We start from the raw sequence: 26,565 nt of genomic DNA on the forward strand, positions 1-26,565 counted from the left end.
GCGTGAGGCATGGGGCGTTCGCCTACACCTGGGACGTCGTGGGCGACCCCGCGGCGGCCGAGCGCATCGCCGGGCTGGGCGTGAGCACGGTGACCCTGCAGGCCGCCTACCACTCGGTCCGGGGCGTCACCCCGTGGCATCCGCGTCACCGGATCGTGCAGGCCGACCACGCGGCGGCCTACTTCCGGCTGCGTCCCGAGCGCTGGCGCGGGCGGCTGCGGCCGTACCCGCCGAGCTGGGGCGTGGCCGACGAGGACCGGTTCGGTACGGCGCTGGCCGCGCTGGCCGGGGCGGGGCTGCGGGCGGAGGCCTGGCTGGTGCTCACGCACTCGTCGGTGCTGGGCCGAGAAGCGCCCGACCTGACGGTCACGAACGCCTACGGCGAGTCCTACCCCTACGCGCTCTGCCCCGCCCAGCCCGCCGTCCACGAGTACGCGCTCACGCTCGTGGGCGAGGTGTGCGAGCAGTACGACGTGCCCGCGCTGATGCTGGAGGCGTGCGGCTGGCTGGGCATGGAGCACGCCGGCCACCACGAGAAGACCTCCGGCGCCGGCCTGTCCGCCTGCGGCAAGGCGCTGCTGTCCCTGTGCCTGTGCCCGGCCTGCCGGGCCGGGCTGGCCGGGCGCGGCCTGGACATCGAGGAGCTGGCGCGCGACGTGCGCGCCGCCGTGGACGGGGAGCTCCAGCGGGGCGTCCCGGCCGGGACGAGCCTGGACGAAGTGCTCGGCCGAGAGCGTGCCCAGGCGGTGTACGGTCACCGCGGACAGGTCATCGCCGGCCTGGTCCGGGACGTGGCGGCGCTGGCCGGCGGCCGTGAGCTGCTGCTCATGGCCACCGACGACCCGCAGGTCACCGGCCCCGACGTGGGGATCGACCTGGCCACCTTCGACGCGCCGGCCGACGCGTACGTGCTCAAGTGCTGGGGCCAGGAGGAGGCGGCCCTGGCCCAGATGAAGGCCGCGGCGAGCCGTACCGACGTCCCGCTCGTCGCCAACCTGACCGTGCTGGAGGACGGGCACGCCCGGATCCCGGCTCTGGCCGCCGACCTCGTCGCCGGGGGCGCGCGGCAGCTGCGTTACTACCATGCCGGGCTGGGCTCACCCGCCCGCCTGGCCAGTGTGCGGGCGGCGGCTCGCTTGAAGGACTTTAAGGACAAGGAGAGACAATGCTGAACGGCCTTTATGTGATGGACCCGAACCGCTTCGACGACGTCTACGGCCCGGACGCCCGGACCGCGCTTGAGCAGCACTTGAGCATCGACTCGCCGCTGCTCACCGCCGACAAGCTCACTCCCGACGTGCTCGGCGGCCTTGAGGTCCTGGTGACCGGGTGGGGCGCGCCCAAGCTGGACGCCGAGTTTCTCGCCGCCGCGCCCAAACTCTCACTGGTGCTGTACGGCGCGGGCTCCATCCGCTCGATGGTGACCCCGGAGATGTGGGCCAGGGGAGTGCGGGTCACCACGGCGGCTACGGCCAACGCCGAGCCGGTCGCCGAGTTCGCGCTGTCGCAGATCCTGTACGCGCTCAAGCACGGCTGGCGCTACGTGCTGGCCGCGCGCGCCGCCGCCGCCACCGCCCCGCGCGGACCCGAGCTGGGCGCCTACGGCGCGACGGTCGGGCTGGTCTCGCTCGGCGCCACGGGCCGGGCCACGGCGCGGCTGCTCGCCCACCACAAGCTCGACGTGCAGGCCCACGACCCGTACGCCGACCCGGCGGAGGCCGAGCGGCTCGGGGTGCGTCTCGTCGGCCTCGAGGAGCTGTTCGCCACCTCCGACGTGGTCAGCCTGCACGCCCCGCTCACCCCCGAGACGAACGGCATGATCGGCGCCGCGCTGCTGGAGTCGATGAAGCACGACGCCACCCTGATCAACTCGGCGCGCGGCCAGCTGGTCGACGAGGCCGCGCTCGTGGACGTGCTGAGCCGGCGGACCGACCTGTTCGCCGTCCTCGACGTCACCCACCCGGAACCGCCCGTCGCCGGGTCGCCGCTGTTCACGATGCCGAACATCGTCGTCACCCCGCACGTGGCGGGCAGCCTGGGCCACGAGCGGCGCCGCCACGGCGAGGCGATGGCCGAGGAGCTCGTCCGCTACCTCGCGGGCGAGCCGCTGCGGTACGAGATCACCGAGTCCGGCCTCGCGAGAAGGGCGTGAGCACCACCCTGGTGCTGTTGCCGCCGCAAGGTCCGGCCACCGCGGACTGGCGGGCCCGGCTGGAGCAGGCGGTGCCGGAGCTCGTCGTCCTCCGGCCGGAGACCCCGGCGGAGGCGGCCGAGGCGCTGGCGGAGGCCGACGCCGCCTACGGAACGCTGCCCGCGGACCTGCTCGCGCACGCCGGGCGGCTGCGCTGGCTGCAGGCTCCGCAGGCCGGGCCGCCTCCGTCGTTCTACCATCCGGCCCTGGTCGCGCACCCCGTACAGGTCACCAACATGCGTGACACCTACACCGACCACGTGGCCGCGCACACGCTGGCGCTCGTGCTCGCGCTGGCCAGGGAGCTGCCCAGGTACGCCCGCGAACAGGCCCGCGCGCGCTGGGCGCCCGACTGGGACCCCGGCGCCGTGCTGCCCCTGAGCGAGGCGACGGCTCTGGTCGTGGGAGTGGGCGCGGTCGGGAGCGAGGTCGGCAGGCTGCTGGCGGCGTTCGGCACCAGGGTCGTGGGCACGGACGCCCGGCGCGGCGGGCCCATGCCGGGCTTCGCCGAGGTGCTGCCACCGGACGCGCTCGACCGGCTGCTTCCCGAGGCGGACCTGGTCATCCTGACGATCCCGCACACCCCCGCCACCGAGGGCCTGCTGGACGCGCGCCGGCTGGCGCTGGCCAAGCGGGGGGCGTACGTGGTCAACGTCGGCCGCGGGCCCATCGTCCGGCTCGACGACCTGGCCGCCGCCCTGTCCTCGGGCCACCTGGCCGGCGCGGCCCTGGACGTCTTCGAGACCGAGCCGCTCCCCGCCGACCACCCGCTCTGGCGGCGTCCCGACGTGCTCATCACCCCGCACGTCGCGGGCGTGGGACCGCACGCCTCGGAGCGATGCTTCGCCGTCCTGCTGGAGAACGCCCGCCGCTTCGTGGCCGGGCGCGAACTGATCAATGTGGTGGACAAGTCGGAATGGTACTGATGAACCGCATAGCACGCGTCGAGACCTTCACCGTGGCCCTGCCCTCGCTGCGCGACTTCGCCGTCGCGGGCGGGTCCGTGGTCCAGAGCGGCCGCCCCGCCATCAGGGTCCTGGTGAAGGTCACGGCCGATGACGGCGCCGTCGGGTGGGGGGAGGCCACCCCGATTCCCTCATGGACGTACGAGACCACCGAGTCCATCGTCTCCACCATCGAGGGCTACCTGGCCCCGGCCGCCGTCGGCCGCCCGCTGTGGGATCTCGACGGGCTCTGCCGCACCTTCGACCGCACGATCAGCAAGGGGTTCTCGATCGGTATGCCGCTGGCGCGCGCGGCGGTGGACGTGGCCTGCCACGACGCCTACGCCCGGAGCCTGGGCGTGTCCCTCGGCGAGCTGTGGGGCCGGCGCAGGCGCGACACCATCGAGCTGGCCTGGATCGTCTCGGGCGAGTCGGCGTCCGAGGCCGCGGACTCGGTGGCCGAGGGCCGCGCGCACGGCTACCGCCACGTCAAGGTCAAGCTCGGCCTGCACACCGAGGACGAGGACGTGGCCATCGTGACCGCCGTACGCGCCGCCGCGCCCGACGCCGTGCTCTGGGTGGACGCCAACCAGGGCTACACGGCCGCCGCCGCGCTCTGGGTGGCCAGGCGCCTGACCGATCTGAACGTCGCCGTCTTCGAGCAGCCGGTGCCCTCCAACGACCTCGCCGGCCTGCGCCGCCTGCGTGAGGCCAGCCCCATCCCGGTGGCCGTGGACGAGAGCCTGCGCCACCCGAGCGACCTGGCGACCTTCGTCCGGCTCGACGCCATCGATGTCGCCGTCGCCAAGGTGCAGCGCTGCGGCGGGCTGACCCTGGCCCTGCGTCAGTGCCAGCTCGCCGAGGACAGCGGCCTGGCCGTGATGGGCTCCGGCCTCACCGAGTCCGACATCGGGCTGGCCGCCTCGCTGCACCTGTTCGCCGCGTTCGGCGTGGACACGCCCGTCGACCTCAACGGCCGGCAGTTCATCACCAGCCCGTACGCCACGGACCCGGTCATTACCGTCACCGACGGCGTCGCCCACGTGCCCACCGGCCCCGGCCTGGGGATCGGCGTGGACGAGGAGGTGGTCCGCTCGCTCGCTGTCTGACAGGCGAGCCGCGCGGCGGGCTCAGCTGAGGGGGCCCGCCCCCAGCGGCAGGTCTTCTCCACGGGCGAGCAGGCCGGAGATGGTCACTTCCAGTGCTTGGCGTACCAGATCGGTGAAGTCGCATCGCATGGGGGCCAGCGCCGGGTCGGAGGCGTAGGCGGCCAGTAGCGCCTCTGTGGGTTGACTGTACGGCCAGGCGGCGCTGACCGTCAGCGTGGCCAGTCCGACGAGCCGGAAGGCGTCCTGTGTGCCGAGTTCGGGCAGGTAGCGGAGAAGCGGCCGGACCAGGGATTGGAAGGCGCGCAGGGTGGCGTTCTTGTGCTGGATGGCGACTTCGGTGGACACGTTGTGTTCCAGCACCGCGGCCTGCGTGCTGATCAGGTCGCACAGCACCGGCCGCCCGGTGATCGACTTGGCCAGGATGGCGGCCAGCCGGTCTCCGCGTTGCCGTGGTGTGCCGTCGGTGGGTTCGAGTGACTGCTCCAGTTCGGCGATCCAGCTCTGGAGCTCTGTGTCCAGGAGCTGGAGCAGGACCGCCTCGCGCGATTCGAAGTAGCGCAGCACGTTGGGTTTGGCCAGGCCGGCGCGGCGGCTGAGTTCGTTCAGGCTCAGTTTCGCGACCGGCGTCTCGGTCAGCATCGCGGCGGCGGTGTCGAGGATCTGCCGCCGTCGTTCGCCGCGTTGCTCGTCGTTGCGGGCGCGCTTGAAGGTCACGGCCACATCTTACATACCGGCGGTCTTTTGCTAGGTAGCCGGCGGTTCGACGGTTATGCTCGATGTCGCGGAACCGGACGTATCGCCGTATGACTCCCGAAAGGGACCATTTCGATAGGGATGAGGTGGGTCTGGTGAGCGAGAAGGTCACCGATCACGTGGAAGCGGCAGGTCTGGTGGATGCGGGTTCGATCGAGGCGGAGCGGACGCTCGTGGACGACATGGTCCGCGTCGCGACCGAATTCCTCGACTCGCTCCCGGAAGCGCAGTACGCCCGAGCGGCGCTGATCCCTTTCGGTGACCCGGCTGTCGAGGCCGAGCGGGTCCGGTGGTTCTACACCCCCACCGACCACGGCGGGGTGCCGCTCGGTGAGCTCTCGCCCCGGCGGCAGGGCCTCGCCATGCGGCTCCTGGCCAGCGGCCTGACGCGCCCGGCGTACGCCACCGCCTGCGTCATCATGGGGCTGGAGAACGTTCTCGACGAACTGGAGGGGTGGGGCGTCGACTGGGGCCGGGAGCGTACCCGCGACCCGGGGCTGTACTGGGTGCGCGTCTTCGGCCGTCCCGGCGACCCCCTGTGGGGGTGGCGTGTCGGCGGCCACCATGTGTCGGTGAACCTGCTGATTCACGAGGGCCGGATCGCGGCGGCGACACCGTCGTTCCTGGGCGCCAACCCCGCGACATCGCCGCTGCTCGCCGGGACGCTGCGCCCGCTCGGCGGGGCCGAGGACCTGGCTCGCTCCGTGATGGGCTCGCTCGGCAGGCGGGATCAGGCGCGGGCGCTGCTGCACCCCCGCGCGATCTCCGACATCGTCTCGGGCAACCGCGCCCGCGTACGCCCCGGCGACCGCATGATGCACCTGCGGGACCTGTTCCGCGGACCTCTGCCCACGCCGGAGCTGTCCGCGCTGGCCCACCGGCTCGACGAAGCCGCCGAGCGCGACTCCGGCTACACGGAGCAGGACCACGAGACGATGGCGCTCACCCAGGACCCGCAAGGGGTCCCCGCCCACGAGATGACGGGGGAGCAGCGCGGGCTGCTCCGCGAGTTGCTGGCGGCCTACACCGACCGCTCTCCGGCACCGGTCGCCGACGCCTACCGCCGCCACTATCTCGTCGAGAGCAACCTCGACCGCGTACATTTCGGCTGGGCCGGCAGCGTCTCGCCGGGCGAGCCCCACTACTACCGGCTCACCGGCCCGCGCTTGCTCATCGAGTACGACAACACCCAGCGCGCCGCCAACCACGCGCACTCGGTGTGGCGGGACCCGGACGGAGATTTCGGGATGGACCTGCTCGCCTCGCACCGGACCGAGATCCCGCACTGACCGCCCGCCGCTAGCCGGCCTGGTGGGCGATCTGGATCAGGTTGCCGCAGGTGTCGTCGAGCACGGCGGTGGTCACCGGCCCCATGTCGATGGGCTCCTGAGTGAAGCGCACGCCGAGGCCGCGGAGCCGATCGTACTCGGCCTTGACGTCGTCGACGGCGAATGAGGTGAACGGGATGCCGTCGGCGACCAGCGCCTCCTTGAACGGCTTCACCGCCGGGTGATCACCGGGTTCGAGCACCAGCTCGGTGCCCTCCGGGTCCTGCGGGGACACCACGGTCAGCCACCGGTGCTCGCCCATCGGGACGTCGTGCTTCTTCACGAAGCCCAGCACTTCGGTGTAAAAGCGCAGCGCCTTCTCCTGATCGTCAACGAGCATGCTCGCCAGATTGATCCTCATGTCGGTCCCCTCTTGTCGTCTGTATCGCCGCCGTCGCCGGCGTCCTTCTCTGGCCTGTTGAGCCACCGCTCGATGATCGGTTCGAGCGGTCCGGTGTTGATGTAGTGGAACTTGTACCGGCCCTCGCGCCTGGTCTCGACCAGGCCGGCGCTCTCGAGTACGTCGAGATGCTGCGAGATCGCCTGCCGCGACGAACCGAGCCCATGCCTGGTGAACAGCCGGGCGCAGATCTCGAAGAGCGTCTGTCCGTTGCGGTCGGTCAGCTCGTCGAGGATCGTCCGGCGCGTGGAATCGGCCAGGGCCTTGAAGACGTCACCCACACGCCGCACCATAGGCAAGCCGCTACTTGCATGTCAAGTGAGCGCGAGTGGCCGTCGTCACCGGCGGTGCCAACGGGGTCGGACCGGCGTGCGGGCGACGGCGTGGGTAGCCGCTCAGCCGCGGCCGGGCCCCGCGAGGTGATGGCCGCGCAGGAGGTTCGTCGCGATGGCGGCGGCCTCCTGCACCGCGGCGACCAGGTCGCGCTGGGCGGCCCTGAACCGCGTCACGGGCACCGACACCGTGTACGAGCCCGCCGGAGCACCGTCATGATCGAAGTAGGCGGCGGAGGCACAGCAGACGCCTTCGCTGAACTCCTCCAGGTCGAGCGCGAAGCCCTGCCGTCGGATGTTGCCGAGCTCCACGGTCAGGCTGTCGACGTCGCCGTGGGTATGCGCGGTCAGCCGCCGGAGCTCGACCCCGCGGAACATGATCTCGATCTGCTCGCGCGGCAGGTGCGCCAGCACCGCCTTGCAGGAGGCGCGGGCGTGCAGGTCGTCGGTGTAGCCGACGTCGAGGCCGCGCACGCCGAGCGCCTGCTCACTGGCGATGAACTGCAACAGGGTGATGACGCCATGATGCCAGCCGCTGACATAGGAGGTCTCCCGCGTCCGCGTGTGCAGCCTGGCCAAGACGGCGAACAGTTCGGGAAGGGGCTCGAACCTGGCACCGAGCCGGCGGCCGAGGGAGGCGCCGTGCGGGCCGACGTCGACTCGCCCCCCTGGCAGTCGCACGATGTAGCCGCCCGCCTTGAGCGTGCGCAGGATGTGGTAGCAGCGGCCGAGGCTGAGGTCGAGCTGCCGGCTGAGGCTCTTGGCCGTGGCCTGGCCGTCCATGTGGGCGACGGCCTGCAGCACGTCCAGGCCGCGCAGGAGTGTCTGCAGGTCCTCGCGGTCGGCGTCCATGACCGCACGCTATGCCGCGAGCCGGCGAACCGCGGGACTGTCGAAGCAACTTTTCGACTATGGCGAAAAGGCAAGCGTTCCTTGAGCCGACGTGCTCGGCGAGGGCCATGCTGCAAACCGCCGAACACGACACATCCGCTGAGGAAGGATCACATGCTCAGCTCCGAGCAGTTCCGGTCACACTTCCCCGCGTTGCAGCGCCACGTGTGGCTCGACACGCCGGCGAGCCCGCCCGCCGCGCTCGGCGTCGTGCACGCGCTGCAGGCGGCCCTGGACTCGTGGCTCTACGGGGAGCACGACTGGCGGGAATGGGACCATGCCCCCGCCGCGAGCAAGAGATCTGTAGCCCGGCTGCTGGGCATCGCCGAGGAACGGATCGCCGTGATGGGCTCGACCGCCGAGGCCGCCGCGACCGTCGCCAAGTCGTTGCCGCCCGGACGGATCGTGGTGCCCGCCCAGGAGTTCCGGAGCAACCTCTTCCCCTGGTGGCAACTGGAGGCCGCCGGACACGAGGTGGTGCCGGTGCCACCCAGGGACGGCCACACCCGTACCGAGGACCTCGTGGCCGCGCTCGACACGCGCACCGCCCTGCTCGCCGTCAGCGACGTGTTGTCGATCGACGGCCACCGCGCCGACCTGCCGGCGCTGCGTCAGGCCACCGACGGCGTGGGCGCCCGCCTGTTCGTCGACGCGACCCAGTCGCTCGGCGCGCTCCACCTCGACATGGAGCGGGTGCGTCCCGACTACCTCGCCGCGCACGGCTACAAGTGGATGCTGTGCCCGCGCGGGGCCGCCTGGCTGGTGACAGCGCCCGAGCACATCGACGGACTGGTTCCCCTGCTGCCGAGCTGGCGGTCCACCGGGGCGCCCTACGGATTCTTCGGCGGGCCGTACGTCCGCGCCGACAGCGCGGCGCGCTGCGACACCTCACCCGCCTGGCTCTCCTGGGTCGGCGCGCTGCCCGCACTGGACCTCCTGCTCGACCTCGACGCCGAGCAGGTCGAGCGCCATTGCCTACGGCTGGCCGCCGACTTCCTGGCCCACGTGGCCGAGACGAAGGCCGGCACCCCCCTGCCCGGCTCTCAGAGCCATATCGCGGTGGTGCGCGTCACCGATCCGGACGCGGTCCAGGCCCGCCTGGCGCGAGACGGTGTCCGCGCCACCCTGCTCGGCGACCGGCTGCGGGTGGGCTTCCACTACTTCAACAACAGCTCTGACGTCGAACGAGCAGCGAACGCGCTGAGAGGTGCGAAGACCCCGAGGTGAGTGAGATGCCCAAGCGTTGGAACCCGGTCGGCGTGCCCGCACCCATCGGCAACTACAGTCACGTGGCCACGGTGCCGGAGAACACCACGCTGGTGTTCGTCTCGGGGCAGGTGGGGACCCTGCGGGACGGCTCACTCGCGGGCTCGGACGCCCTGTCGCAGACCCGGCAGGTGTTCGCCAATCTGCGGTCCGTACTCGACGAGTTCGAGGCGACGCCGGACGACGTGGTGAAGCTGCTGACCTTCGTATCGGGCGTCGAGCACCTGCCCGGCTTCCGCACCGCCCGGGACGAGGTTTTCGCCGAGTGGTATCCCGGCGGCGACGTCCCGGCGCACTCCCTGGCCGTCGTCGCCGCACTCGCCGGCCCGGAGCTCACCGTGGAGGTTGAGGCCGTCATCGCGGTACGTGGCGACGCCTGAGCATCCTTCAGTGCGGCTGTCCGCCCTCGATGGTGATCGGTCGTTCGAAGACGGTGCGCAGGACGATCGTGGAGTTGGTGTGTGAGATCGCCGGGATCGCGCGGATACGGTCGAGCGCGTCGGCCAGCTCCACCGTGGTGCCCACCCTGACCTTGATCAGATAGCAGTCCTCGCCTGCCACCTCGTGCACCTCCAGCACGCACGGCTCCCGCTCCAAGGCCGTGTTGACCTCCGCCTTGGCTCCGGGCTCGGGGCTGAAGCGGAGGGCGACGAACGCGGCCGTGCCCGCGCCGACCTCCGCCGGTTCGACGATCGCGCGGTAGCCGGTGATCACCCCGTCCTGGGAGAGCTTGTCCAGCCGGTCGCGCACGGAAGGCTCGGACAGCCCGACGAGCGTGGCAAGCGCGCGGACCGTCTTGCGTCCGTCGCGCGAGAGCTCCGCCAGCAGAACGCGGTTGATGGCGTCCAGGGACTGCACAGACACAGAATCCTCCGATAGCCTCTATATATAAGGGTGATATCTCATCCAACCTTATTAAATAAGGAGAACTATATGGAACCGCCTCCACCGGATCTCCCGTACCAGCCCCGCAGCGTGCGTTTCCTGCGCCGCGCCGAGCTGGGCGACTGGGTGGTCAAGCTCTACACGATCGCGCCGCACGGGCGACCTGCCCGCGCTGAAGTCGCCGAGGCCGCCTTGCGCACCGCGCGAACGGTGTTCCCCGCGCCTGCCGTCGCGCCCGACCGGTACGGTGTCGGGTTCGTCATCGCCCATGACGCGCCTCGGCTCTGCTATGCGCTGGCCTGCTGGTGGGCCGAGAAGAACGAGGTCCACCAGCGGATCCTTTCCGCGCCCGCCGACCGGCCCGGGCACCTGGCGCCACACCCGAGTCCGGCGGCCGGGTGCGTGTGGGAGCTGAGCGTCACCGACTTCGAACGGCGTGCCTGGATGACGCACGTCCTCGCCAATCCCGGCGGGCCGGACCTGGACGCCTACCTCGCACAGGAGTACAACGACGATGTCTGAGTTCGAGACGAGCCCGCGTGAGCGCCTGGCCCGCTTCGCCGACGCCTGGGCCAGGCGCGACGTCGGCGCGCTGCTGGAGCTGATGACCGAGGACGCGGTCTACGCCGCGTCGGTCGGTCCCGAGCCGGGCCGCACCTTCCGCGGCCATGCCGAGCTGGCCGATGGCTTCCGCGCCATGTTCGAGCATGACGCCGGTGCGGTCATCGAGCAGGGTGAGCCGCTCGTCAACGGCGAATGGGCCGTGTGCACCTGGACGTACCACCTCGTCTCCGACAGCGGCTCGCCGTACCGCGAGTACGGCATCGACCTGTGGCGCTTCCGCGACGGGAAGATATGCCTCAAGGACGCCTACAGGAAGACCCGGTAGCGCGTCAGGGCTCGGGCGTACTTGTCGCCCGCGTGGACTCCACGCGCTCGAGCTTCGTCCAGCCGGTCCAGCCGCGCTTCTTCAGCAGCTCGATCAGCCGACGGGCCGGCGGCACAGTGTCGAACGCCAATGTGTCCATCAGCTTGACGAGCGGTGGTTCCATGTCGATGTCGTCGACGTAGTCCTCGCCCTTCTCCTCGGCCAGCCGCGTGATGTAGGCGGCCAGCTTGTCAGCCAGCTCGACCAGCCGTGGGTCGCCGGCGAGCCGGTCGAGTGCCTGGCTCAGGGTGAGAAAGAAATCGATGAGCCGCGGGTCGGCGATCTGCTCCCGCTTGCGTGCCATCCACTCCGGGACCCGCTCGGGGGAGTGCGCGGCCAGCAGGATCCAGCCGTCGCGTTCTGCCCGGACGATCCGCTCGTCGACCCCGAGCGCGCGCAGCCGGTCGAGATAGCCGACCACCTCCGGGGGCAGCGTCAAGCTCTCCCCGGAGGCGAGCCGGGCGATCCGCTCACGGTGGCGTTGTCGCTGCCGGATCTCCGCCCGCAGCCGCTTGTCGATGTCCGCGACCGCCGTGGCGAACTCCGCCTCGTCGGCCCGCAGCAGCTCCCGCACGCGCGCCAGTGGGACTCCGGCCTCGGCGAGGGTACGGATCTTGATCAGTTCGACCACGGCGCCCGCGTCGTATCGCCGGTAGCCGGAGTGGTCTCGCTCCGGCTCCGGCAGCAGCCCTTTGGCGTGGTAGTGCCGCACCGCGCGTACCGTCACTCCGGCGTAGGACGCCAGCTCGCCGATCGTCAGCATCAGAGCAGCCTCCCAGGGGTTGCTTGAGAAGTCGCCTGGTCGGCTTGGGTACTTCGGATGATCTGCGCGATTTCCGGGGCATGGGTGAAGACCAGTTGATGGTCGGCGTCGAGCCAGGACGTGACGAGGTGCGGCTGCTCGCGGATCAGCCGCTCGACACCGGCGCGCCAGTTCCGGTTGAACCGCGGCGCGTGCCCTTCGCCGCTGTCGCCGGCCATCGAGGTCGACATGATGAGGCTGATGGGCCGGTCGATCTTCTCGTACCGGTCGAGGATCCTGGATCGGACCGCATCGATCTCGATGTTCAGGTCGAGAATCTCCTGCGCGGTGAGCAGCACCTGACGCGCGGTGCCCCGCTCGGCCTGCTGCCGCGTCGCCAGGTCCGCCCACATGGCGCGGAAATCCGGCAGCAGGGCCTCGGTGATGAACGGTTCAGGCACCGGGTTCGCCCCGTCGATGAGCACGAGGTCGGCGACGGCGCCGGGATGCTCGGCGGCATAGTGTACGGCCAGGTCCGCGCCCAGCGAGTAGCCCACAAGCGTGGGCACCGCGTCCAGCTCCGCCAGCACGGCGGTCAGATCGCTGAGAAACGCCTCGAAGGAGTAATGGTCGGCGGCCGAGGCGAGGCCATGGCCCCGGAGATCGAAGGTCAGCACGTCGTGGTCGCGCCGGAGCAGCTCGGCCAGTTCGTGCAGGTGGGCCTGGGTCGAGTTCAGTCCAGGGCACAGGACCAGCGGTCGTCCCCGGCCACCGCGAGTCACCGGGAGCGTGACGCCGTCGTGGTGGACCGTGAAGTGCCGCATCGTCCTGTCGCCTCTCGTCGCCTGCTCTTCATCCCCGTACGCGTTGGTCATGCCACCATGCTGGGACCTTGACCGTGGGGCAGGGTCAAACGCGCCGCCCTGGCCAGGGTGTACGCCAACGAGCCTGGGTATCGACGTCAGTGGGCGCCGGAAGGAACGACTGGAAGACCGCGTGCGGCACCTGCGGAGGTGCGAAACCGTGAGCTCGCTGGGAAGAGCGGATGCCTCAGCGTGGCCAACAGTCCAGGCGGCCTGATCAGCGAATTCGCGGCTTCGGCGAGCTGCCGCACAACGTAGCGCCCGCTTTCATCCTCGCTTGCCACGCTGTTGCGGACACGAGTTCATGTTGCAGGACGACGGCCACGGACGTAGCCGGGACCGCGCGAACTTGCCGATCCCTACAGAAATTGGGGTGTGACACGTAACGCCGATCGCTACGGTGGGAGGCAGTTCACAAGATCTGGAAAAGGTGCGGGTCGAATGAGCGTCGGTTATCTTTCTCACTCAAGGATCCCTCCGGTGCTCGCTCAATACATCCGCGCCTTTCTCGGCCATGTGAGCTGGTCAGGTCTGGTGTCGGCACGGGTCGAATCTCGTCGGTTATCGCCTTCCAAGCGGGTGACGCGGGTTCAAATCCCGTCGCGGACTTCGGTTCGTGTAGCTCAGTGGCCTAGAGCACCTAAACGGCCGGTGGGTCACCCATATCCGTGCCGACTCCAGACCTGATCGCTCGTCAGTCCTGCCAGTGGTGCGGGTCGAATCTTGTCGGTTATCAGAGGTTCGATTCCTTTCGGCCCCTCCTTCGCGGGGCCGTCGCCCAGTTGGCTAGGGCATCCGGCTGGAGTCCCACATCCGTGCCGCTGGCAGGGCTGACGAGCAGCAGGGGAGAGCGGGTCGAAGTTTCATCGGTTATCGCTGGGCGACCACGACGGCGGCATGCGGTACACGCTGTCCGGCGGCCGGCCGCTCGCCGAGGGTGACGAGGCCGTGGCGGCGTTCCAGGCGAAGGTCGCTGAGCACATCCATGCCTGACCCCGCACTGAGGGCAGGGGTTCTGGGATCTGAGGCTATAGAGCGGATGTAGTGACTCTATGGCCGCACTTCGCATGATGCGGGATGTAGTGAGCAACCCTCACTCGGTTGGTTGCCGGCAGGGCAGGCCGGGCCACGTGGCACACCACGCGCGTGAGCTGTCTTGGTGCAGAAGCATCGACTCTGGGGCAGGGTCAACCGTCGCGAGCGCCCGGTCATCGCAGGGTGAGTGGGGTCTCTGCCGCGATGCGGGTCAGCTTCCGCGGGTTGCGGACGTAGTAGAGACCGATGATGCGGGCATCCTCGACCTGGATCGCTATGACGCCGTCGATCTCGCCGTTCACGCGAAGGACGAGTGCCGGGTTGCCGTTGACCACGGTGGGGTCGCCGGTGAGTGTGACCTGGGCCTTGCCGAGGCCGCCGACGATGAAGCGGGCCGCCTTCTCGGCGCCGGTGATCGGCCGTGGCGCGGCCTGCTTGACGCCGCCGCCGTCACTGATGAGGACGACGTCGGGAGCGAGCACGTCGAGCAGGCCCTGTAGATCCCTGGTTTCGAGTGCGTACTGCAACGACTCCAGAGCCGCCCGGGCCTGGCTGGGGGAGATCGCTTCGCGAGGGCGTCGGTCCTGGACGTGCCGGCGGGCGCGGTGCGCGATCTGCCGTACGGCGGCGGGGGTCTTGCTGAGGGTGGTCGCGATCTCGTCGTAGCCGACGTCGAAGACCTCGCGCAGGACGAACACGGCGCGTTCAGTCGGCGAGAGCGTCTCGAGGACGAGCATGAGTGCCATGGACACGCTCTCGGCCAGTTCGAGGTTCTCGGCCACGTCGGGCGTGGTGAGCAGGGGTTCGGGCAGCCAGGGGCCGACGTACGCCTCCTTGCGGCGCTTCATGGTGCGCAGCCGGTCGAGCGAGCGCCGGGTGGTGATTCGGACCAGGTAGGCGCGCTGGTCGTGCACCTGCGTCAGATCGACCGTCATCCACCGCAGCCAGGTTTCCTGGAGGACGTCTTCGGCGTCGGCGGCCGATCCGAGCATCTCATAGGCGACGGTGAACAGCAGGTTGCGGTGGGTGACGAACGCCTCGGTGGCGGGGTCCATCTGGGCGGGACCGGCGAGCGGCTCGGCTGTGCCTGTCGTCGGCTCGCTGTGCTCGTTCATGGCCGGCTCCTGCCTGTTCGCTTCTCAAGTGCGCTGTACGCACAAGACGCCGGTTCTCGCCACTGTGTGACATCCGTGATCGGTGGTGTACGTCACATGACCGATGTCTGGATGTCATCGTGAACAACGCCGGCTGCCCCGATCACCGAGACCGGTGCAGCCGGCGGCCGCGAGAAGTCATACGACGAGGGGACGGTCTACCTCGAGCCGGCCGTGTTCGATGAGCCAGCGGACGGACTCGAGTACCGCGGCCTCGGGCTCGTACCTGGGTGAATAGCCGAGAAGTGTCTTGGCCTTGTCGATGGTGAGGCAGTGGCTGCGGTAGAGGTGTTCCCAGCTCACCTGCGCGTGCTCGTCGGTCGTGGTGGCGCGGAACTCCTCCCATGACACGCTCTCCAGCGAAGCCGTCTGCCCGAACCAGCTCGCTGCTTCGTGGGCGAATCCTCGGACGTTCAGGGCCGTTGGGGCGACGACATTGAAGTCCTCCCCGCCCGCCGTGTCACGATGCGCGATCGCCTTCTCGAAGGACTGAGCGACATCGTCGGCATGAACGTGATGCATGAGCTCGACGCCGAGTCCGGGGATCTTCAGCGGCTGTCCGGCCGCCAGCGTGCGCCAGACGGCGGGGTCCAGGTTGCCGATCGGTCCGATCGGGTCCCAGCCCGGGCCGACGATGTGCCCGGGGTGCAGTGACGTCGTCACCACGCCGCCGCCGGCGGTCTCGTCCTTCAGCATCCGCGCGATCCGATCCTTGTGGATGCCGTAGTCGCCGAATGGTTCCGTCCCCGTCCCTTCAGCGATGGGCGACTTGTGACTCGGCCCGTAACGCCACACGGACCCGCAGTGCAGCAGGTGGCCCACCTGTCCGCGGAGTCGTTCCACGAGGGCCACGGCGGATTCAAAGGTGAAGCACACCAGGTCGACGACGACATCGGGCCGCAGTCCCGCCAATCTGTCGCCGAAAACGCCCTCGGCGTCCTCTTGCTGGCGATCCGCCGTCACTTGCTGAACGTGCTGCCATTCAGGGGCCTCGACATAGGCGACCCGGCTTCCCCGGCTGATGTTGAGCACCTCATGATCCGCGCGTACGAGCCGGGGGATGAGGAATGTACCGATATGCCCGCTTCCCCCAATGACGACAACCCTCATACTGCTCCTCTAACCAGATGTAATACGACTTCCTGCGCTTCGTCCCTGAAGCAAGGCGGAAGTACGGATGGTGTCTGTCCCACGTGAAGCTACCGGGTTGCGGGCCAGTGCTCCGGCCTTCAGGCCGGGGGTGAAGGCCCGCGCGGGAGTGTCCGCTAGGGCGGGAGCGTGCTCTAGACCGGGCGGTTTTGTTGCTCGATGTACTGGCGCACGGTCGACAGCGGTGCTCCGCCCACTGACCCGGCGAAGTAGGAGCCGGCCCACAGCTTGTTGGCCCGGTAGTAGTGGGCGGCCAGGTCGGGGAACTCTTGTCGCATTCGCCGGGAGGAGACGCCCTTCAGCGAGTTGACCAGCTTGGACAGGGCGATCTTGGGTGGGAAGTTGACCAGCAGGTGGACGTGGTTGCTCTCACCGTTGAACTCGGTCAGTTCGGTTTCGAAGTCGGCGCACACGTCCCTCATGATTTCTTCCATGCGGGTCAGGTGGGCGCCGGTGAACACCCGATGCCGGAACTTCGTCACGAAAACCAAGTGGGCGTGGAGCAGGAAAACACAGTGTCTGCCGGTCCTGATGTCGTTGTATTCGGCCATAACCCAATGCTAGATCAGGTAGGATTCAGGCATGAGCGGGCAGGAACTGGTCAAGCGGCAGCGCGGGCATAAAGCCCGTCTGGAGCTGACCTGCGACCAGTCCGCGCTCCTGGACGAGCAGGCGTCCGCCGCGATCACCCTATGGAACTGCCTGCACGCCTACTGGACGCACTTTCCCGGCAGAAGGCCGACGCCGGCCCAGGCTGATCAGGCGATCCGCCAAGCCCGCACCGATTTTCCGTTCCTGGCGGCCCTGCCCGCCCAAGCCGCCCAAGCCGTCCTGAAAACATATCGGCAGGCGTGGGAGAACTTCTTCAACCCCGATCACCCCGCCCGAAGGCCCACGTTCAAGTCCAAGAAGAACCACCCTCGACTGGCGGTGGACGTGCCCCAGGTCCGCAACATGCGCATCGTCCGCCTGTCGACGGGGTGGGGCGCGCTCACCTTGCCGATGGTCGGGCGAGTCCGGTTCCGGTGGACCAAGGACCTGCCCGGCGTCGGGAAGAACTCTCCTGCGGGGAAGGTGACCGGCGGACGCCTGATCAAGGACGCGTTCGGGTGGCAGATGGTGTTCCGCACCGAAACCCTGCTCGCGCCCGCCTGCGTGCATCCGGGCCCGCAGGTCGGGATCGACCGGGGCATCAACGTCGCCCTCGCATTGTCCGACGGCACCATGCGCGAACACGGCGACTGGCTCACCAGCGGCGAGAAGGAACACCTGCGCCGTTTGGAGAAGAAGTCCGCCCGCCGGCGCGCGTCTCGGCCGAAGAAGACCCGCCCCTCCCACCGGGAGCGGCGTACCTACGACCAGATCGCCCGGCTCCGCGCGAAAGCCAAGCGCAGGGCCATCGACTGGCAGCACCAGACCACCACCGAACTCGCCGACACCTTCGGTGTGATCAAGGTGGAGAAACTCCCGATCGCGAACATGCTCCGTTCCGCCAAGGGCGCTGTGGGCGCGCCGGGCAAGAACGTTTCCCAAAAGGCGGGGCTGAACCGGTCGATCAGCGGCCAGGCGTGGGGTCGGACCGTCACCCTGCTCGAATACAAGAGCGCCGACCGTGGCGGGAAGGTCGTCGAAGTTCCCGCCCCAGGCACCTCACAGACCTGCCACCGATGCGGCCACCGCGACCCGGCCAGCCGCAACGCAACCGTGTTCGCCTGCGTCAACCCCGCGTGCGGGTGGGTCGGCCATGCCGACACCAACGCCGCGATCAACATCAACAACGCCGCTGGACTGGTGGTGTCAGGACGTGGAGACCTCGGGGTTACCCGGTCTTTGAAGCGTCAACCCCCGCGCGCCGCTTAACCGCGACGCGACGGGAGAATCTCCAGCCTTCACTTCAGGCCGGGGAGGAGGTCAACAAAGCGTCTCGGCGGAGCAGCTCCTGACAATGATCACGAGGGAACGGTCAGTGACGACAGACGACATTCAGGGCCGGCTGGAGAGCCGCGGATGGCAGGCCGAGAGCGGCGAAGGGTGGCGATGGGTCGACCACACGTACCGGAACGACGCGGCGACGCTCCGGATCAGGTGTCTGCCCGACGTCAACGTGATCCGATTCGACTTCGCATCCGAGGAGCACCTGGCGGGGCTCTCCATCTCCTTCGACGACCACCTGGACCGGATTCTCGATCTGATCGTCCGTGTTCAGTCGTCACTGTCCGAGGAGACCTGGCGGTCCTTCATCGCATCGTTGATCGAGCTGTCTCCCCAGGTCCTCTCGCTGGCCGACGAGGACGACGAGGACGACGAGGACGAGGTGATCACCGACCCGGACGAGGGCGTGGCCGCGCTGCGCGAGATCGACTGGGAATGACGGAAGGCGGCGAGGAGGGATGACCACTCCTTCCACTTCCAAGCTATAGCGTAAGGGGGGCCTTGCCACAAGGCCCCGGTCATGCCGCACAATCACCCCTCGACGCGGGAAACGTACGAAAAGTGGGGGTCGTGGAATGCGCATTGTGCTGGTGACTTACGGGTCGCGCGGGGACGTCGGGCCGATGACGGGCCTGGCGGTAGGGCTGAAGGCTCTGGGCGCCGAGGTGCGGGTGTGCGCGCCGCCGGACTTCGCGCAACTGCTGGACGGGATCGATGTGCCGCTGACTCCCCTCGGCTGGCCGATCCGCGCGCTGGCGACGGGGGCGGTCCCCGGCAAGACGAGCCTGTCCGACATCGCCGCCGACCTGACCGCCATGGCCTACGAGGCGGTCGCCGGGCCGGCCGAGGGCTGCGCCGCGGTGGTGGCCACCGGCTCCTTCCCGGCCGTGGCCGGTGCGCGGGCGGCGGCCGAGAAGCTGGGCGCGCCCTATGTGTTCACGTCATTCTCTCCGAGTTACCTGCCGACGCCGCACCGTCCGCCTCGCCCCTGGCCGGGCCAGGAGGTCCCCGCGGGGGTGACCGACAACCGGGCGCTGTGGGATCTCGACGCCGAGCACAAGAACGCGCTCTTCGGCGAGATGATCAACGCCCACCGGGCCTCGATCGGCCTGCCGCCGGTGGACGGCGTCCGCGACTATGCCTTCACCGACCGCCCGTTCCTGGCGGCCGACCCAGTTCTGGGGCCGTGGCAGGAGACGCCGGACCTTGACGTGGTCCAGACCGGCGTGTGGATCCGCCCGGACGAGCGCCCGCTGCCGGCCGATCTGGAGGCGTTCCTTGCCGCCGGCGCGGAGCCGGTGTACGTGGGCTTCGGCAGCATGCCCATGCGGGGCGCGAGCGCGCGGGAGATCTCCCAGGCCGTCATCGAGGCGGTACGGACGCGGGGCCACCGGGTCCTGCTCGGGAGTGGCTGGGCCGATCTGACCCTGATCGACGACCGGGACGACTGCTTCGTGGTCGGCGAGGTCAACCACCAGGAGCTGTTCGGCCGGGTGGCCGCGGTGGTGCACCACGGCGGCGCGGGCACCACGGCGACGGCGGCCCGTGCCGGGGCGCCGCAGGTGATCGTGCCTCAGGTCGCCGACCAGCCGTACTGGGCGAGCCGGGTGACCGAGCTGGGCATCGGTACGGGACACGACGGTCCGACGCCGACCGCCGAGTCGCTGTCAGTCGCGCTCAAGATCGCTCTGGCTCCTGAGACCGGTGCCCGCGCGGCCGTCGTTGCCCAGACGGTCCGCATCGACGGGGCGGAGGTGGCCGCCAACCTTGTGCTCGACATGATCGGCCGGATCGGATCCGCGGGCTGATCCCCGAGGCCCGCATGGACAGGCGCTTCGCGCAGGTCCACGGTGGCGCGCGTCAAGAAGAGGTGGTCGGCGGGTGGGCGCTCCGGGCGACCTGGCTCCGCAGCCACTCCTCCATGACCTGCCGGAAGGCCCCGCTCAGGAGGAAAAGAAGTTCGGCGGATGACTCGAAGCGGGCGCCCGCCGGGGTGGTGGCCCCGAGAATCTCGGCTCCGCGCTGCGATGCGACGGCCAGGGTCTCGTTCATCTGCAGAGCCGCGCGGAGCGTCCCGAGCCAGATCTGATCGTCGATGACATAGCGTTCGCGGCGCGCGCCGGGGGCCCGTTCGCGGCTGAGCATCCCTTGCTGTTCGAGGAAGGCGATGGCGTGTGAGATCGACGCGGGACTGACGCGTAGCCGCTGGACCAGGTCGGCGGCGGTGAGGGTGCCGGAGTCGGTGATGTACAGGCAGGCCAGCACCCTGGCCTCCATCCGGGGCAGGCCCTGCTGAACGAGGAGAGCGGTGAAGGACTCCGTGAAGTCCCGCACCGCTTGGGGGTCTCGCCCGTGGCCGCTGTCGGGGATCGGCGGTGCCGGAGGCTGAGCCTGCTTGTGCCGGCGCGCACGATGCCGTGTGGCCTCGTGCGCCTGGTCCGCCCCGTAGCCATCGGGTCCGCCGTTGCGGGTGACCTCCCGCATGATGGTCGAGGCGGGCCGCTCTAGACGCCGGCCGATCTCCGCGTATCCGAGTCCCTCGGCCAGGGCCGCAGCGATGTGCTGACGGTCCTCATTGGTGAGTCTGCCTCCGGGCATCGGTGCTCGTCTCCTGTCTCTCGACATGCGCGGGCCGCGCACCCACCGCAACAGTATGTATTCGCTCGCGGCCCATTGCAATGCGAGTTTGATCATCCATTGCATTCAGTGTCATTGTCATTGCAAAGAAGGTCTTCTCTGGTAGATAGAACAGGCTAAACTTGCTCTCATTGCTTGTTGACTGATTTATGAACGCAATGTACCGTCGCAGGCGTTCAGGGATTTCCGAACGGCTCCGGTGGTGTCGCGGAGGGCGTCCCATGACCGAGCCTCAGGCGGGGCTCGCAGAGATTGAACAGAGGAGATTCACGATGGGAAACAGCAACGGCGGCTTCTCCAAGACCGGGCTGGACAGATTGCGTGAGGTGCTGGCCCGGCATGTCGAGTCCGGGAAGATTCCCGGGCTTGTCGCTCTGGTCGGCCGCGGCGGTGAGACGCACGTCGAAGCGCTGGGGACGATGCGTCATGACGGTGGCGCGCCGATGCGCCGGGACACCATTTTCCGGATGGCCTCGACCTCCAAGCCGGTGGCGATGGCGGCGGCGATGGTTCTGCTGGATGAGTGCCGTCTGCGGCTGGATGACCTGGTGGAGCCGTGGCTGCCCGAGCTCGCCGACCGGCAGGTGCTCAAGCGGATCGACAGTCCGCTGGACGACACCGTGCCCGCGCGGCGGCCGATCACCGTACGTGATCTGCTGACCTCCACGTTCGGGCTCGGCATGGACATGACGGCGCTGGGCACGCCGATCATGGGTGCGATCTTCGAGCGGGGGCTCACGCCCGATCTGCCGGAGCCGATGCCCGGGCCGGATGAGTGGATGCGCCGCCTGGGCGAGCTGCCGCTGATGCACCAGCCCGGCGAGCGCTGGCAGTACCAGATCAGCCACGATGTACTCAGCGTGCTGGTCGCCAGGGTCACCGGCCAGCCGTTCGAGGAGTTCCTGCGTGAGCGCGTCTTCGGCCCGCTGGGCATGACCGACACCGGCTTCCACGTGCCCGCCGACAAGATCGACCGGCTGCCGGCTCTCTACGCGCCCGACCCGCAGAGCGGGGAGTTCCACGTGTGGGACGAGGCCGACGGGGGACGCTGGAGCAAGCCGCCGGCGTTCCAGGGCAGCGGCGGTGGGCTGGTCTCCACCGCCGACGACTACCACGCCTACTTCCAGATGCTGCTGAACGGCGGCACGTACGGGGGTGAGCGGATCCTGTCGCGGGCCGCCGTCGAGCTGATGACCACCAACCGCCTCACGCCCGAGCAGCAGGCCGCCCGGCACGCCATGGCCGTCAACAACGTCCACCTGTCCTTCGGCCAAGGCCAGCACGGCGGCTGGGGCTTCGGGATGGCGGTGCGCACCTACCGCGGCGACTACGCGCCCATCGGCCAGTTCGGCTGGGACGGCGGAAGCGGCACCTCGACCTACGCAGACCCGGCCAATCAGCTCACCGGCATCCTGCTCACCCAGGTCGGGATGTCGGTCCCGAATTCGGCGCGGCTGATCCACGACTTCTGGACCACCCTTTACCAGGCGATCGACGACTGACGCCAAGCCCCCGCAAGATCCCGAGGCGCTCGACGCCGCTTGATCCGCAGGGCGTCACACCTGCCGCAGCCGATCGCTCGCAGCATGTCGAGCGCTGTGGCTTCGGGAGATCCCGGCCCGGCCCAGCACACGAGCACGGTCTGGTGGCCGTCCGGGAGCGCCGTGGGCTGCCTCGACTCGCCGTTGGGTCCGACCCGCACCGCCAGCTATTCGGTGTTGCTACATACCGGTAGTCAGTGTTACCTTGTACCGGTAGTCAGCAACGCCGAGTAGCTGGAAAGGGTGCGTGTTTCATGGGACAGGGCAACAGTGGTTTCTCCGCGGCAGGGCTGCGGAGACTGCGTGAGGTGCTGGCACGGCATGTCGAGTCCGGGAAGATTCCCGGCCTTGTCGCCCTGGTCGGCCGGGGTGAGGAAACGCACGTCGAGGCGATCGGGACGATGCGTCATGACGGTGGCGCGCCGATGCGCCGCGACACCATCTTCCGGATGGCCTCGACCTCCAAGCCGGTCGCCGTATCGGCGACGATGGTCCTGCTGGACGAATGCAGGCTGCGGCTGGACGACCCGGTGGACGTGTGGCTGCCCGAGCTCGCCGACCGGCAGGTGCTCAAGCGGCCCGACGGCCCGCTGGACGACACCGTGCCCGCGCGGCGGCCGATCCTCGTGCGGGACCTGCTGACCTCTATGCTCGGGCTGGGCCTGGACATGACGGCGAAGGGGTCCCCGATCCTGGCCGCGCTCTTCGAGCAGGGAGTCTATGGCCAGGAGGACGGATGGCTGTTGCCGGCGCCGGGCCCGGATGAGTGGATGCGCCGCCTCGGCACGCTCCCGCTGGCCTACCAGCCCGGAGAGCGGTGGCAGTACAACCTCAGCGATGACGTGCTCGGCGTGCTGGTGGCCAGGGTCACGGGCCAGTCGTTCGAGGAGTTCCTGCGCGAGCGCATCTTCGATCCGCTGGGCATGAAGGACACCGGCTTCCACGTGCCCGCCGACAAGATCGACCGGCTGCCGCCCCTGTACGCCCCCGACTGGCAGACCGGCGAGTTCAACGTGGAGGACGAGGCCGAAGGGGGACACCACAGCAAGCCTCCGGCGTTCCCGTCGAGCGGCGGCGGACTCGACTCAACCGCCGACGACTACCACGCCTACTTCCGCATGTTGCTCAACGGCGGGACACACAACGGCCGGCGGATCCTGTCGCGGCCCGCCGTCGAGCTGATGACCACCAACCAGCTCCCGCCCGAGCAACTGGCCGCCCGAATGGCCTGGGCCCGCGACGCCGTCCATCTGGGATACGGCCTGGGGCAGCACGGCGGCTGGGGTTTCGGGATGGCGGTGCGCACCTACCGCGGCGACTACGCGCCCGTCGGCCAGTTCGGCTGGGACGGCGGAGCCGGCACCACGACCTACGCCGACCCGCACAACCAGCTCGTCGGCATCCTGCTCACCCAGACCGGGATGTCCACCCCGGATTCGGCGCGGGCCATCCACGACTTCTGGACCACCCTCTACCAGGCGATCGACGACTGATCGCGCGGCGGATCAGGCCCGCAGGGACACCCAAGCGCCGTGCTCGGCGACCCGCAGCGAGGACGACAGGCCAGCCTCGTAGAAGGCCAGCTCCAGCTCGGCCCGGCCTTCCGAGAAGTGGGTCCAGCCGTCGTAGTGCGCCGGGACCACGACCTTCACGCCCAGCACCGCGGCCGCCGCCGCTGCCCGGCGGCTGTCCAGCGACAGGGGCCGGCCGTCGAACTTCGCCGCGACCCTGGCCGCGCCGGCGTTCAGCACCGCCACGTCGATCTCCGGCACACGGCGGGCGATCTCGGCCACGGTACGGATCGAGGCGTTGTCGCCGCTGACGTACACAGTGGGCAGACCATGCCCGGACAGGACGAATCCAGTGACCTCGCAGTTGACGTTGCCGTCGCTGTCACGCTCACCGTCTTCCGGACCGTGTACGGCGGGCACCGCCATCACGGCCAGCTCGCCACCTCCGTCCGGGCGTGGGAGGGCGTGGCCGGACCAGGGGGCGAGACCGACCGACGGCGGGCCGAGCCGGGCCGCCGTCGCGGGACCGGTGAGGATCAACGGCGCGCTCAGCGCGAAGGCACGGCCGCGATCATCGAGGTTGTCCGGGTGCAGATCATGGCTGACCAGGACAAGGTCGACCGGCCCCACCTCCTCCTCGGTAGCGGCCAGCCCGGCCGTCTTGGTGAGATAACCGTGGGGGCCGGCGTCGTCGAAGGTCGGGTCGGCGACGACGCGCAGGCCGCCGAGATCGATGACCGTGGTCGGTCCACCCAGGACCACGGTCGCGCATTCCTGCCGGGTCGGCACGGGATCGGTCATCGCACGCTCCCTTTCGGTATCAGCGGGTGAGAGGCCCGCGAAGAACTGCCGTATCAGTGGCCTCTGTCCCGCAGGCCACGAGTCACACGCGCAGTGAGGCGGACGCGTCCGCGAACCGGCCCAGGATCTCCGCGGCGTCGCCGGCCATCCGCCGGACGATCTCGCCGGCGGGCATGACCCGGCGGATTTGCCCCACGGCCTCGCCGACGATCACGTTGGCGACGTCGAAGTCCTCCGCGTCCACCGCGTCCCGGAACTCCGCGGCGACATGCGGCAGGTTCGCGGTCAGCTCGCTCTCCCTGCCGTGCCAGCGGTCGATGAAGCCGTTGCGCAGCAGCCGCCCGGTGTAGACGCCGCGCCAGGGGTATCGCCGGATGATGTCGTACACGCTGGTCCGGATGGTGGCGTCACCGTCGGCCTCGATCGCGCGCTGATGGGCGCGCGGGGAGACGATCGCCTCATGGGCGGCCCAGAACCTGGTGCCGACCAGCACGCCGTCCGCGCCGAGGGCCAGCGCCGCCGCGAGTCCGCGGCCGTCGGCCACGCCGCCCGCCGCCAGGACGAGTGTGCCGGGGGCGGTGCGGGCGACGAGGTCGGCCACGTCGGGGACGAGGGTGAAGGTCGAGCGTGTTCCCACGCCGTGCCCGCCGGCTTCGCCGCCCTGGGTCACGATGACGTTCGCGCCCGCCTCCAGCGCGCGGCGCGCCTGGCCGAGGGTGTGGATCTGGCAGATCAGCGGCACGCCGGCGTCGTGGACGCGAGCGGCGAACGGCATCGGGTCGCCGAAGGACAGCATGACCGCGGCGGGGCCGTGCTCCAGGGCGATGTCGAGCAGCTCGGGCCGGTCGGCGAGGCTCCAGGTGATGAAGCCGCAGCCCACGCGCGTGTCGCCGGCCTCGGCGAACTCGCGCCTCAGCCAGTCGCGGTCACCGTAGCCGCCGCCGATCAGCCCGAGGCCACCGGCGTCGGTCACCGCGGTGGCCAGCCGGGCGCCTGCCACGAGATCCATGGGGGCGAGCACGATGGGGTGCTCCATGGCGAACGCGCGCGTAAGACGAGTCACCAACACTGATATGTCCCCTACGGCTAAGCGCATGCCCCATAACTGGGCGAAGCGTCGTAACAGGACGCTAGGTCGGGCGAGCCTTCAGGTCCAACGATTGCTGGCGATGGGAGACATCTCTCAGGGAGCTTGCTACACCGCGCGCAGGGCGGGAACGCCGGTGGGGTCGCGGGCGCAGGCGAGGAAGCGGGTCAGCGCCGGAGAGGGCGGGGTGTCGGTGCGGCGGACGAACACGGTCTCCGTACGCGCCTGCTCCTCCGGCAGCTCGTGCACGCGTACGAGATCCCGCGAGGCGTGCTGCTCGACCACCGCGGCGGGCAGCAGGGAGATCCCCATCCCCGCCGCGACACAGCCGAGAATGCCCTCCAGCGTGCCGAACTCCACGCACTTGACGCCCACCACGCCGCGCGTGAGCAACACGTCCTCCAACCGCCTGCGGTAGGAGCAGCCCGCGCGGAACACCATGACTCTCGGCTCCTTCACACCGAGGAGCGCGACTTCGAGATCGTCGACCCGTCGTGCGGTGACGACGACCAGGCGCTCGACGAACATGGGCGTCTCGTCAAGATCGGCATGCCGCACCGGGCCGGTCACCAGGGCCCCATCCAGACGGTAGTCGAGCACGTCTCGGATTAGGTGGTCGGTCGTGCCCGTGCTCAGGGAGAGATCCACCCTCGGGCAGTCCTCGGCGAAGGCCGCCATCACGGCCGGCAACCGCAGCCCCGCCGTGGTCTCCAGCGATCCCAGGAGCAACGGGCCGCACGGATCCCCCTCGTCACCGACGACGCGGGGAACCTCGTCGACGAGCCTGACGATGCGCTCGGCGTACGGCAGCAACTGCTCACCGGAGGCCGTCAGGACCACGCCCCTGGCATGCCGGCGGAAGAGCGGAACGCCGAGCTCCTTTTCCAGCGCGTGGATCCGAGCGCTGACGTTCGACTGCACGGTGTGCAGCTCCTGCGCGGCCTTCGTCATGCCGTGCGCATGGGCGACCGCCAGGAAGATCCGCAAGTCGAAAAGCTCCACGCCGACCTCCGCGTTGCCGTCGAACTGGCCTGCAGCATACTCCGCGCCCTCTGGCAGCCGCGCCCGACGTCATCGCCCAGGCCA

General features: G+C 69.6%; 28 protein-coding genes. 14 read left to right on the forward strand and 14 right to left on the reverse strand.

Going from position 1 to position 26,565, the window contains the following annotated elements; translation table 11 throughout:
• Window positions 1-2 precede the first annotated feature (2 nt).
• The 4 genes from ACQP2T_RS29270 to ACQP2T_RS29285 are packed head-to-tail and all read left to right on the forward strand — an operon-like array spanning window position 3 to window position 4,244.
• Window positions 3-1,172, forward strand: a complete 1,170-nt coding sequence (locus ACQP2T_RS29270) for a hypothetical protein (protein ID WP_433519256.1) — start codon at window positions 3-5, stop codon at window positions 1,170-1,172.
• Entirely contained in the window at window positions 1,166-2,152 is a 987-nt protein-coding gene (locus ACQP2T_RS29275; RefSeq protein WP_433519257.1) for a hydroxyacid dehydrogenase, read from the forward strand. Before ACQP2T_RS29270 ends, ACQP2T_RS29275 begins: the two co-directional genes overlap by 7 nt.
• Window positions 2,149-3,117 carry a D-2-hydroxyacid dehydrogenase gene (locus tag ACQP2T_RS29280; RefSeq protein WP_433519258.1) on the forward strand — a complete coding sequence of 323 codons (969 nt, stop codon included), beginning with the start codon at window positions 2,149-2,151 and terminating at the stop codon, window positions 3,115-3,117. Before ACQP2T_RS29275 ends, ACQP2T_RS29280 begins: the two co-directional genes overlap by 4 nt.
• Window positions 3,117-4,244: a mandelate racemase/muconate lactonizing enzyme family protein gene (locus ACQP2T_RS29285; protein WP_433519259.1), complete on the forward strand. Its 1,128-nt coding sequence runs from the start codon at window positions 3,117-3,119 to the stop codon at window positions 4,242-4,244. The genes ACQP2T_RS29280 and ACQP2T_RS29285 overlap by 1 nt, the downstream gene beginning before the upstream one ends.
• Before the next feature lie 21 nt (window positions 4,245-4,265).
• On the opposite strand, the gene ACQP2T_RS29290 is transcribed toward ACQP2T_RS29285, so the two are convergent.
• Entirely contained in the window at window positions 4,266-4,958 is a 693-nt protein-coding gene (locus ACQP2T_RS29290; protein WP_433519260.1) for a TetR family transcriptional regulator, read from the reverse strand.
• A 134-nt stretch (window positions 4,959-5,092) separates the two neighbouring features.
• Here ACQP2T_RS29290 and ACQP2T_RS29295 point away from each other — a divergent pair, with 134 nt between their 5' ends.
• The gene (locus ACQP2T_RS29295) at window positions 5,093-6,286 is read left to right on the forward strand and encodes a DUF3500 domain-containing protein (RefSeq protein ID WP_433519261.1); all 1,194 of its coding nucleotides are present in this window, start codon (window positions 5,093-5,095) and stop codon (window positions 6,284-6,286) included.
• Between the two features lie 10 nt (window positions 6,287-6,296).
• Here ACQP2T_RS29295 and ACQP2T_RS29300 read toward each other — a convergent pair whose 3' ends face one another.
• From ACQP2T_RS29300 to ACQP2T_RS29310, 3 genes are all read right to left on the reverse strand, one after another.
• Window positions 6,297-6,686, reverse strand: a complete 390-nt coding sequence (locus ACQP2T_RS29300) for a VOC family protein (protein WP_433519262.1) — start codon at window positions 6,684-6,686, stop codon at window positions 6,297-6,299.
• Window positions 6,683-7,006: an ArsR/SmtB family transcription factor gene (locus ACQP2T_RS29305; protein ID WP_433519263.1), complete on the reverse strand. Its 324-nt coding sequence runs from the start codon at window positions 7,004-7,006 to the stop codon at window positions 6,683-6,685. The genes ACQP2T_RS29300 and ACQP2T_RS29305 overlap by 4 nt, the downstream gene beginning before the upstream one ends.
• 114 nt (window positions 7,007-7,120) lie before the next feature.
• Complete coding sequence (locus tag ACQP2T_RS29310; protein WP_433519264.1) at window positions 7,121-7,909, reverse strand: IclR family transcriptional regulator; 789 nt, start codon at window positions 7,907-7,909, stop codon at window positions 7,121-7,123.
• A gap of 153 nt (window positions 7,910-8,062) precedes the next feature.
• Between ACQP2T_RS29310 and ACQP2T_RS29315 the strand changes: the two genes are divergently transcribed.
• Window positions 8,063-9,175, forward strand: a complete 1,113-nt coding sequence (locus ACQP2T_RS29315) for an aminotransferase class V-fold PLP-dependent enzyme (protein WP_433519265.1) — start codon at window positions 8,063-8,065, stop codon at window positions 9,173-9,175.
• A gap of 5 nt (window positions 9,176-9,180) precedes the next feature.
• Window positions 9,181-9,594 carry a RidA family protein gene (locus tag ACQP2T_RS29320; RefSeq protein WP_433519266.1) on the forward strand — a complete coding sequence of 138 codons (414 nt, stop codon included), beginning with the start codon at window positions 9,181-9,183 and terminating at the stop codon, window positions 9,592-9,594.
• A 7-nt stretch (window positions 9,595-9,601) separates the two neighbouring features.
• Here ACQP2T_RS29320 and ACQP2T_RS29325 read toward each other — a convergent pair whose 3' ends face one another.
• The gene (locus ACQP2T_RS29325) at window positions 9,602-10,078 is read right to left on the reverse strand and encodes an Lrp/AsnC family transcriptional regulator (RefSeq protein ID WP_433519267.1); all 477 of its coding nucleotides are present in this window, start codon (window positions 10,076-10,078) and stop codon (window positions 9,602-9,604) included.
• Between the two features lie 69 nt (window positions 10,079-10,147).
• Between ACQP2T_RS29325 and ACQP2T_RS29330 the strand changes: the two genes are divergently transcribed.
• Window positions 10,148-10,621, forward strand: coding sequence for a hypothetical protein (locus ACQP2T_RS29330; protein ID WP_433519268.1), 474 nt, complete (start codon window positions 10,148-10,150; stop codon window positions 10,619-10,621).
• Window positions 10,614-10,988 carry a nuclear transport factor 2 family protein gene (locus ACQP2T_RS29335; protein WP_433519269.1) on the forward strand — a complete coding sequence of 125 codons (375 nt, stop codon included), beginning with the start codon at window positions 10,614-10,616 and terminating at the stop codon, window positions 10,986-10,988. Before ACQP2T_RS29330 ends, ACQP2T_RS29335 begins: the two co-directional genes overlap by 8 nt.
• Before the next feature lie 4 nt (window positions 10,989-10,992).
• On the opposite strand, the gene ACQP2T_RS29340 is transcribed toward ACQP2T_RS29335, so the two are convergent.
• The 5 genes from ACQP2T_RS29340 to tnpA form a co-directional block, all read right to left on the reverse strand.
• Window positions 10,993-11,790 carry a MerR family transcriptional regulator gene (locus ACQP2T_RS29340; RefSeq protein WP_433519270.1) on the reverse strand — a complete coding sequence of 266 codons (798 nt, stop codon included), beginning with the start codon at window positions 11,788-11,790 and terminating at the stop codon, window positions 10,993-10,995.
• Window positions 11,790-12,644: an alpha/beta hydrolase gene (locus ACQP2T_RS29345; protein WP_433519271.1), complete on the reverse strand. Its 855-nt coding sequence runs from the start codon at window positions 12,642-12,644 to the stop codon at window positions 11,790-11,792. Before ACQP2T_RS29345 ends, ACQP2T_RS29340 begins: the two co-directional genes overlap by 1 nt.
• Before the next feature lie 1,196 nt (window positions 12,645-13,840).
• A complete protein-coding gene (locus tag ACQP2T_RS29350) occupies window positions 13,841-14,782 on the reverse strand; it encodes an RNA polymerase sigma-70 factor (protein WP_433519272.1) in 942 nt (313 codons plus the stop codon).
• A 177-nt stretch (window positions 14,783-14,959) separates the two neighbouring features.
• On the reverse strand, window positions 14,960-15,931 hold the full coding sequence (locus ACQP2T_RS29355; protein ID WP_433519273.1) for an NAD-dependent epimerase/dehydratase family protein: 972 nt from the start codon (window positions 15,929-15,931) through the stop codon (window positions 14,960-14,962).
• Between the two features lie 173 nt (window positions 15,932-16,104).
• Window positions 16,105-16,521, reverse strand: a complete 417-nt coding sequence (gene tnpA / locus ACQP2T_RS29360; RefSeq protein ID WP_433519274.1) for an IS200/IS605 family transposase — start codon at window positions 16,519-16,521, stop codon at window positions 16,105-16,107.
• Between the two features lie 31 nt (window positions 16,522-16,552).
• Between tnpA and ACQP2T_RS29365 the strand changes: the two genes are divergently transcribed.
• From ACQP2T_RS29365 to ACQP2T_RS29375, 3 genes are all read left to right on the forward strand, one after another.
• Window positions 16,553-17,830 (forward strand): RNA-guided endonuclease InsQ/TnpB family protein, encoded by a 1,278-nt coding sequence (locus ACQP2T_RS29365; protein WP_433519275.1) that lies wholly within the window; start codon window positions 16,553-16,555, stop codon window positions 17,828-17,830.
• A gap of 106 nt (window positions 17,831-17,936) precedes the next feature.
• Window positions 17,937-18,341, forward strand: coding sequence for a hypothetical protein (locus ACQP2T_RS29370; RefSeq protein ID WP_433519276.1), 405 nt, complete (start codon window positions 17,937-17,939; stop codon window positions 18,339-18,341).
• 136 nt (window positions 18,342-18,477) lie between these two features.
• Window positions 18,478-19,710: a glycosyltransferase gene (locus ACQP2T_RS29375; protein WP_433519277.1), complete on the forward strand. Its 1,233-nt coding sequence runs from the start codon at window positions 18,478-18,480 to the stop codon at window positions 19,708-19,710.
• Window positions 19,711-19,762: 52 nt separating this feature from the next.
• Here ACQP2T_RS29375 and ACQP2T_RS29380 read toward each other — a convergent pair whose 3' ends face one another.
• Entirely contained in the window at window positions 19,763-20,500 is a 738-nt protein-coding gene (locus ACQP2T_RS29380; protein WP_433519278.1) for a helix-turn-helix domain-containing protein, read from the reverse strand.
• A 311-nt stretch (window positions 20,501-20,811) separates the two neighbouring features.
• On the opposite strand from ACQP2T_RS29380, the gene ACQP2T_RS29385 reads away from it, so the two are divergent.
• Complete coding sequence (locus ACQP2T_RS29385; RefSeq protein ID WP_433519279.1) at window positions 20,812-22,041, forward strand: serine hydrolase domain-containing protein; 1,230 nt, start codon at window positions 20,812-20,814, stop codon at window positions 22,039-22,041.
• A 293-nt stretch (window positions 22,042-22,334) separates the two neighbouring features.
• Entirely contained in the window at window positions 22,335-23,573 is a 1,239-nt protein-coding gene (locus tag ACQP2T_RS29390; RefSeq protein ID WP_433519280.1) for a serine hydrolase domain-containing protein, read from the forward strand.
• A gap of 12 nt (window positions 23,574-23,585) precedes the next feature.
• On the opposite strand, the gene ACQP2T_RS29395 is transcribed toward ACQP2T_RS29390, so the two are convergent.
• The 3 genes from ACQP2T_RS29395 to ACQP2T_RS29405 all read right to left on the reverse strand — a co-directional run bounded on the left by ACQP2T_RS29395 (window position 23,586) and on the right by ACQP2T_RS29405 (window position 26,481).
• The gene (locus tag ACQP2T_RS29395; protein WP_433519281.1) at window positions 23,586-24,392 is read right to left on the reverse strand and encodes an MBL fold metallo-hydrolase; all 807 of its coding nucleotides are present in this window, start codon (window positions 24,390-24,392) and stop codon (window positions 23,586-23,588) included.
• Window positions 24,393-24,474: 82 nt separating this feature from the next.
• On the reverse strand, window positions 24,475-25,455 hold the full coding sequence (locus ACQP2T_RS29400) for an NAD(P)H-dependent flavin oxidoreductase (RefSeq protein ID WP_433519282.1): 981 nt from the start codon (window positions 25,453-25,455) through the stop codon (window positions 24,475-24,477).
• Window positions 25,456-25,587: 132 nt separating this feature from the next.
• Window positions 25,588-26,481, reverse strand: a complete 894-nt coding sequence (locus ACQP2T_RS29405; RefSeq protein WP_433519283.1) for a LysR substrate-binding domain-containing protein — start codon at window positions 26,479-26,481, stop codon at window positions 25,588-25,590.
• Between the last annotated feature and the right edge of the window lie 84 nt (window positions 26,482-26,565).

It is taken from the genome of Nonomuraea sp. CA-143628, from assembly GCF_050942315.1.
GTDB lineage: Bacteria > Actinomycetota > Actinomycetes > Streptosporangiales > Streptosporangiaceae > Nonomuraea.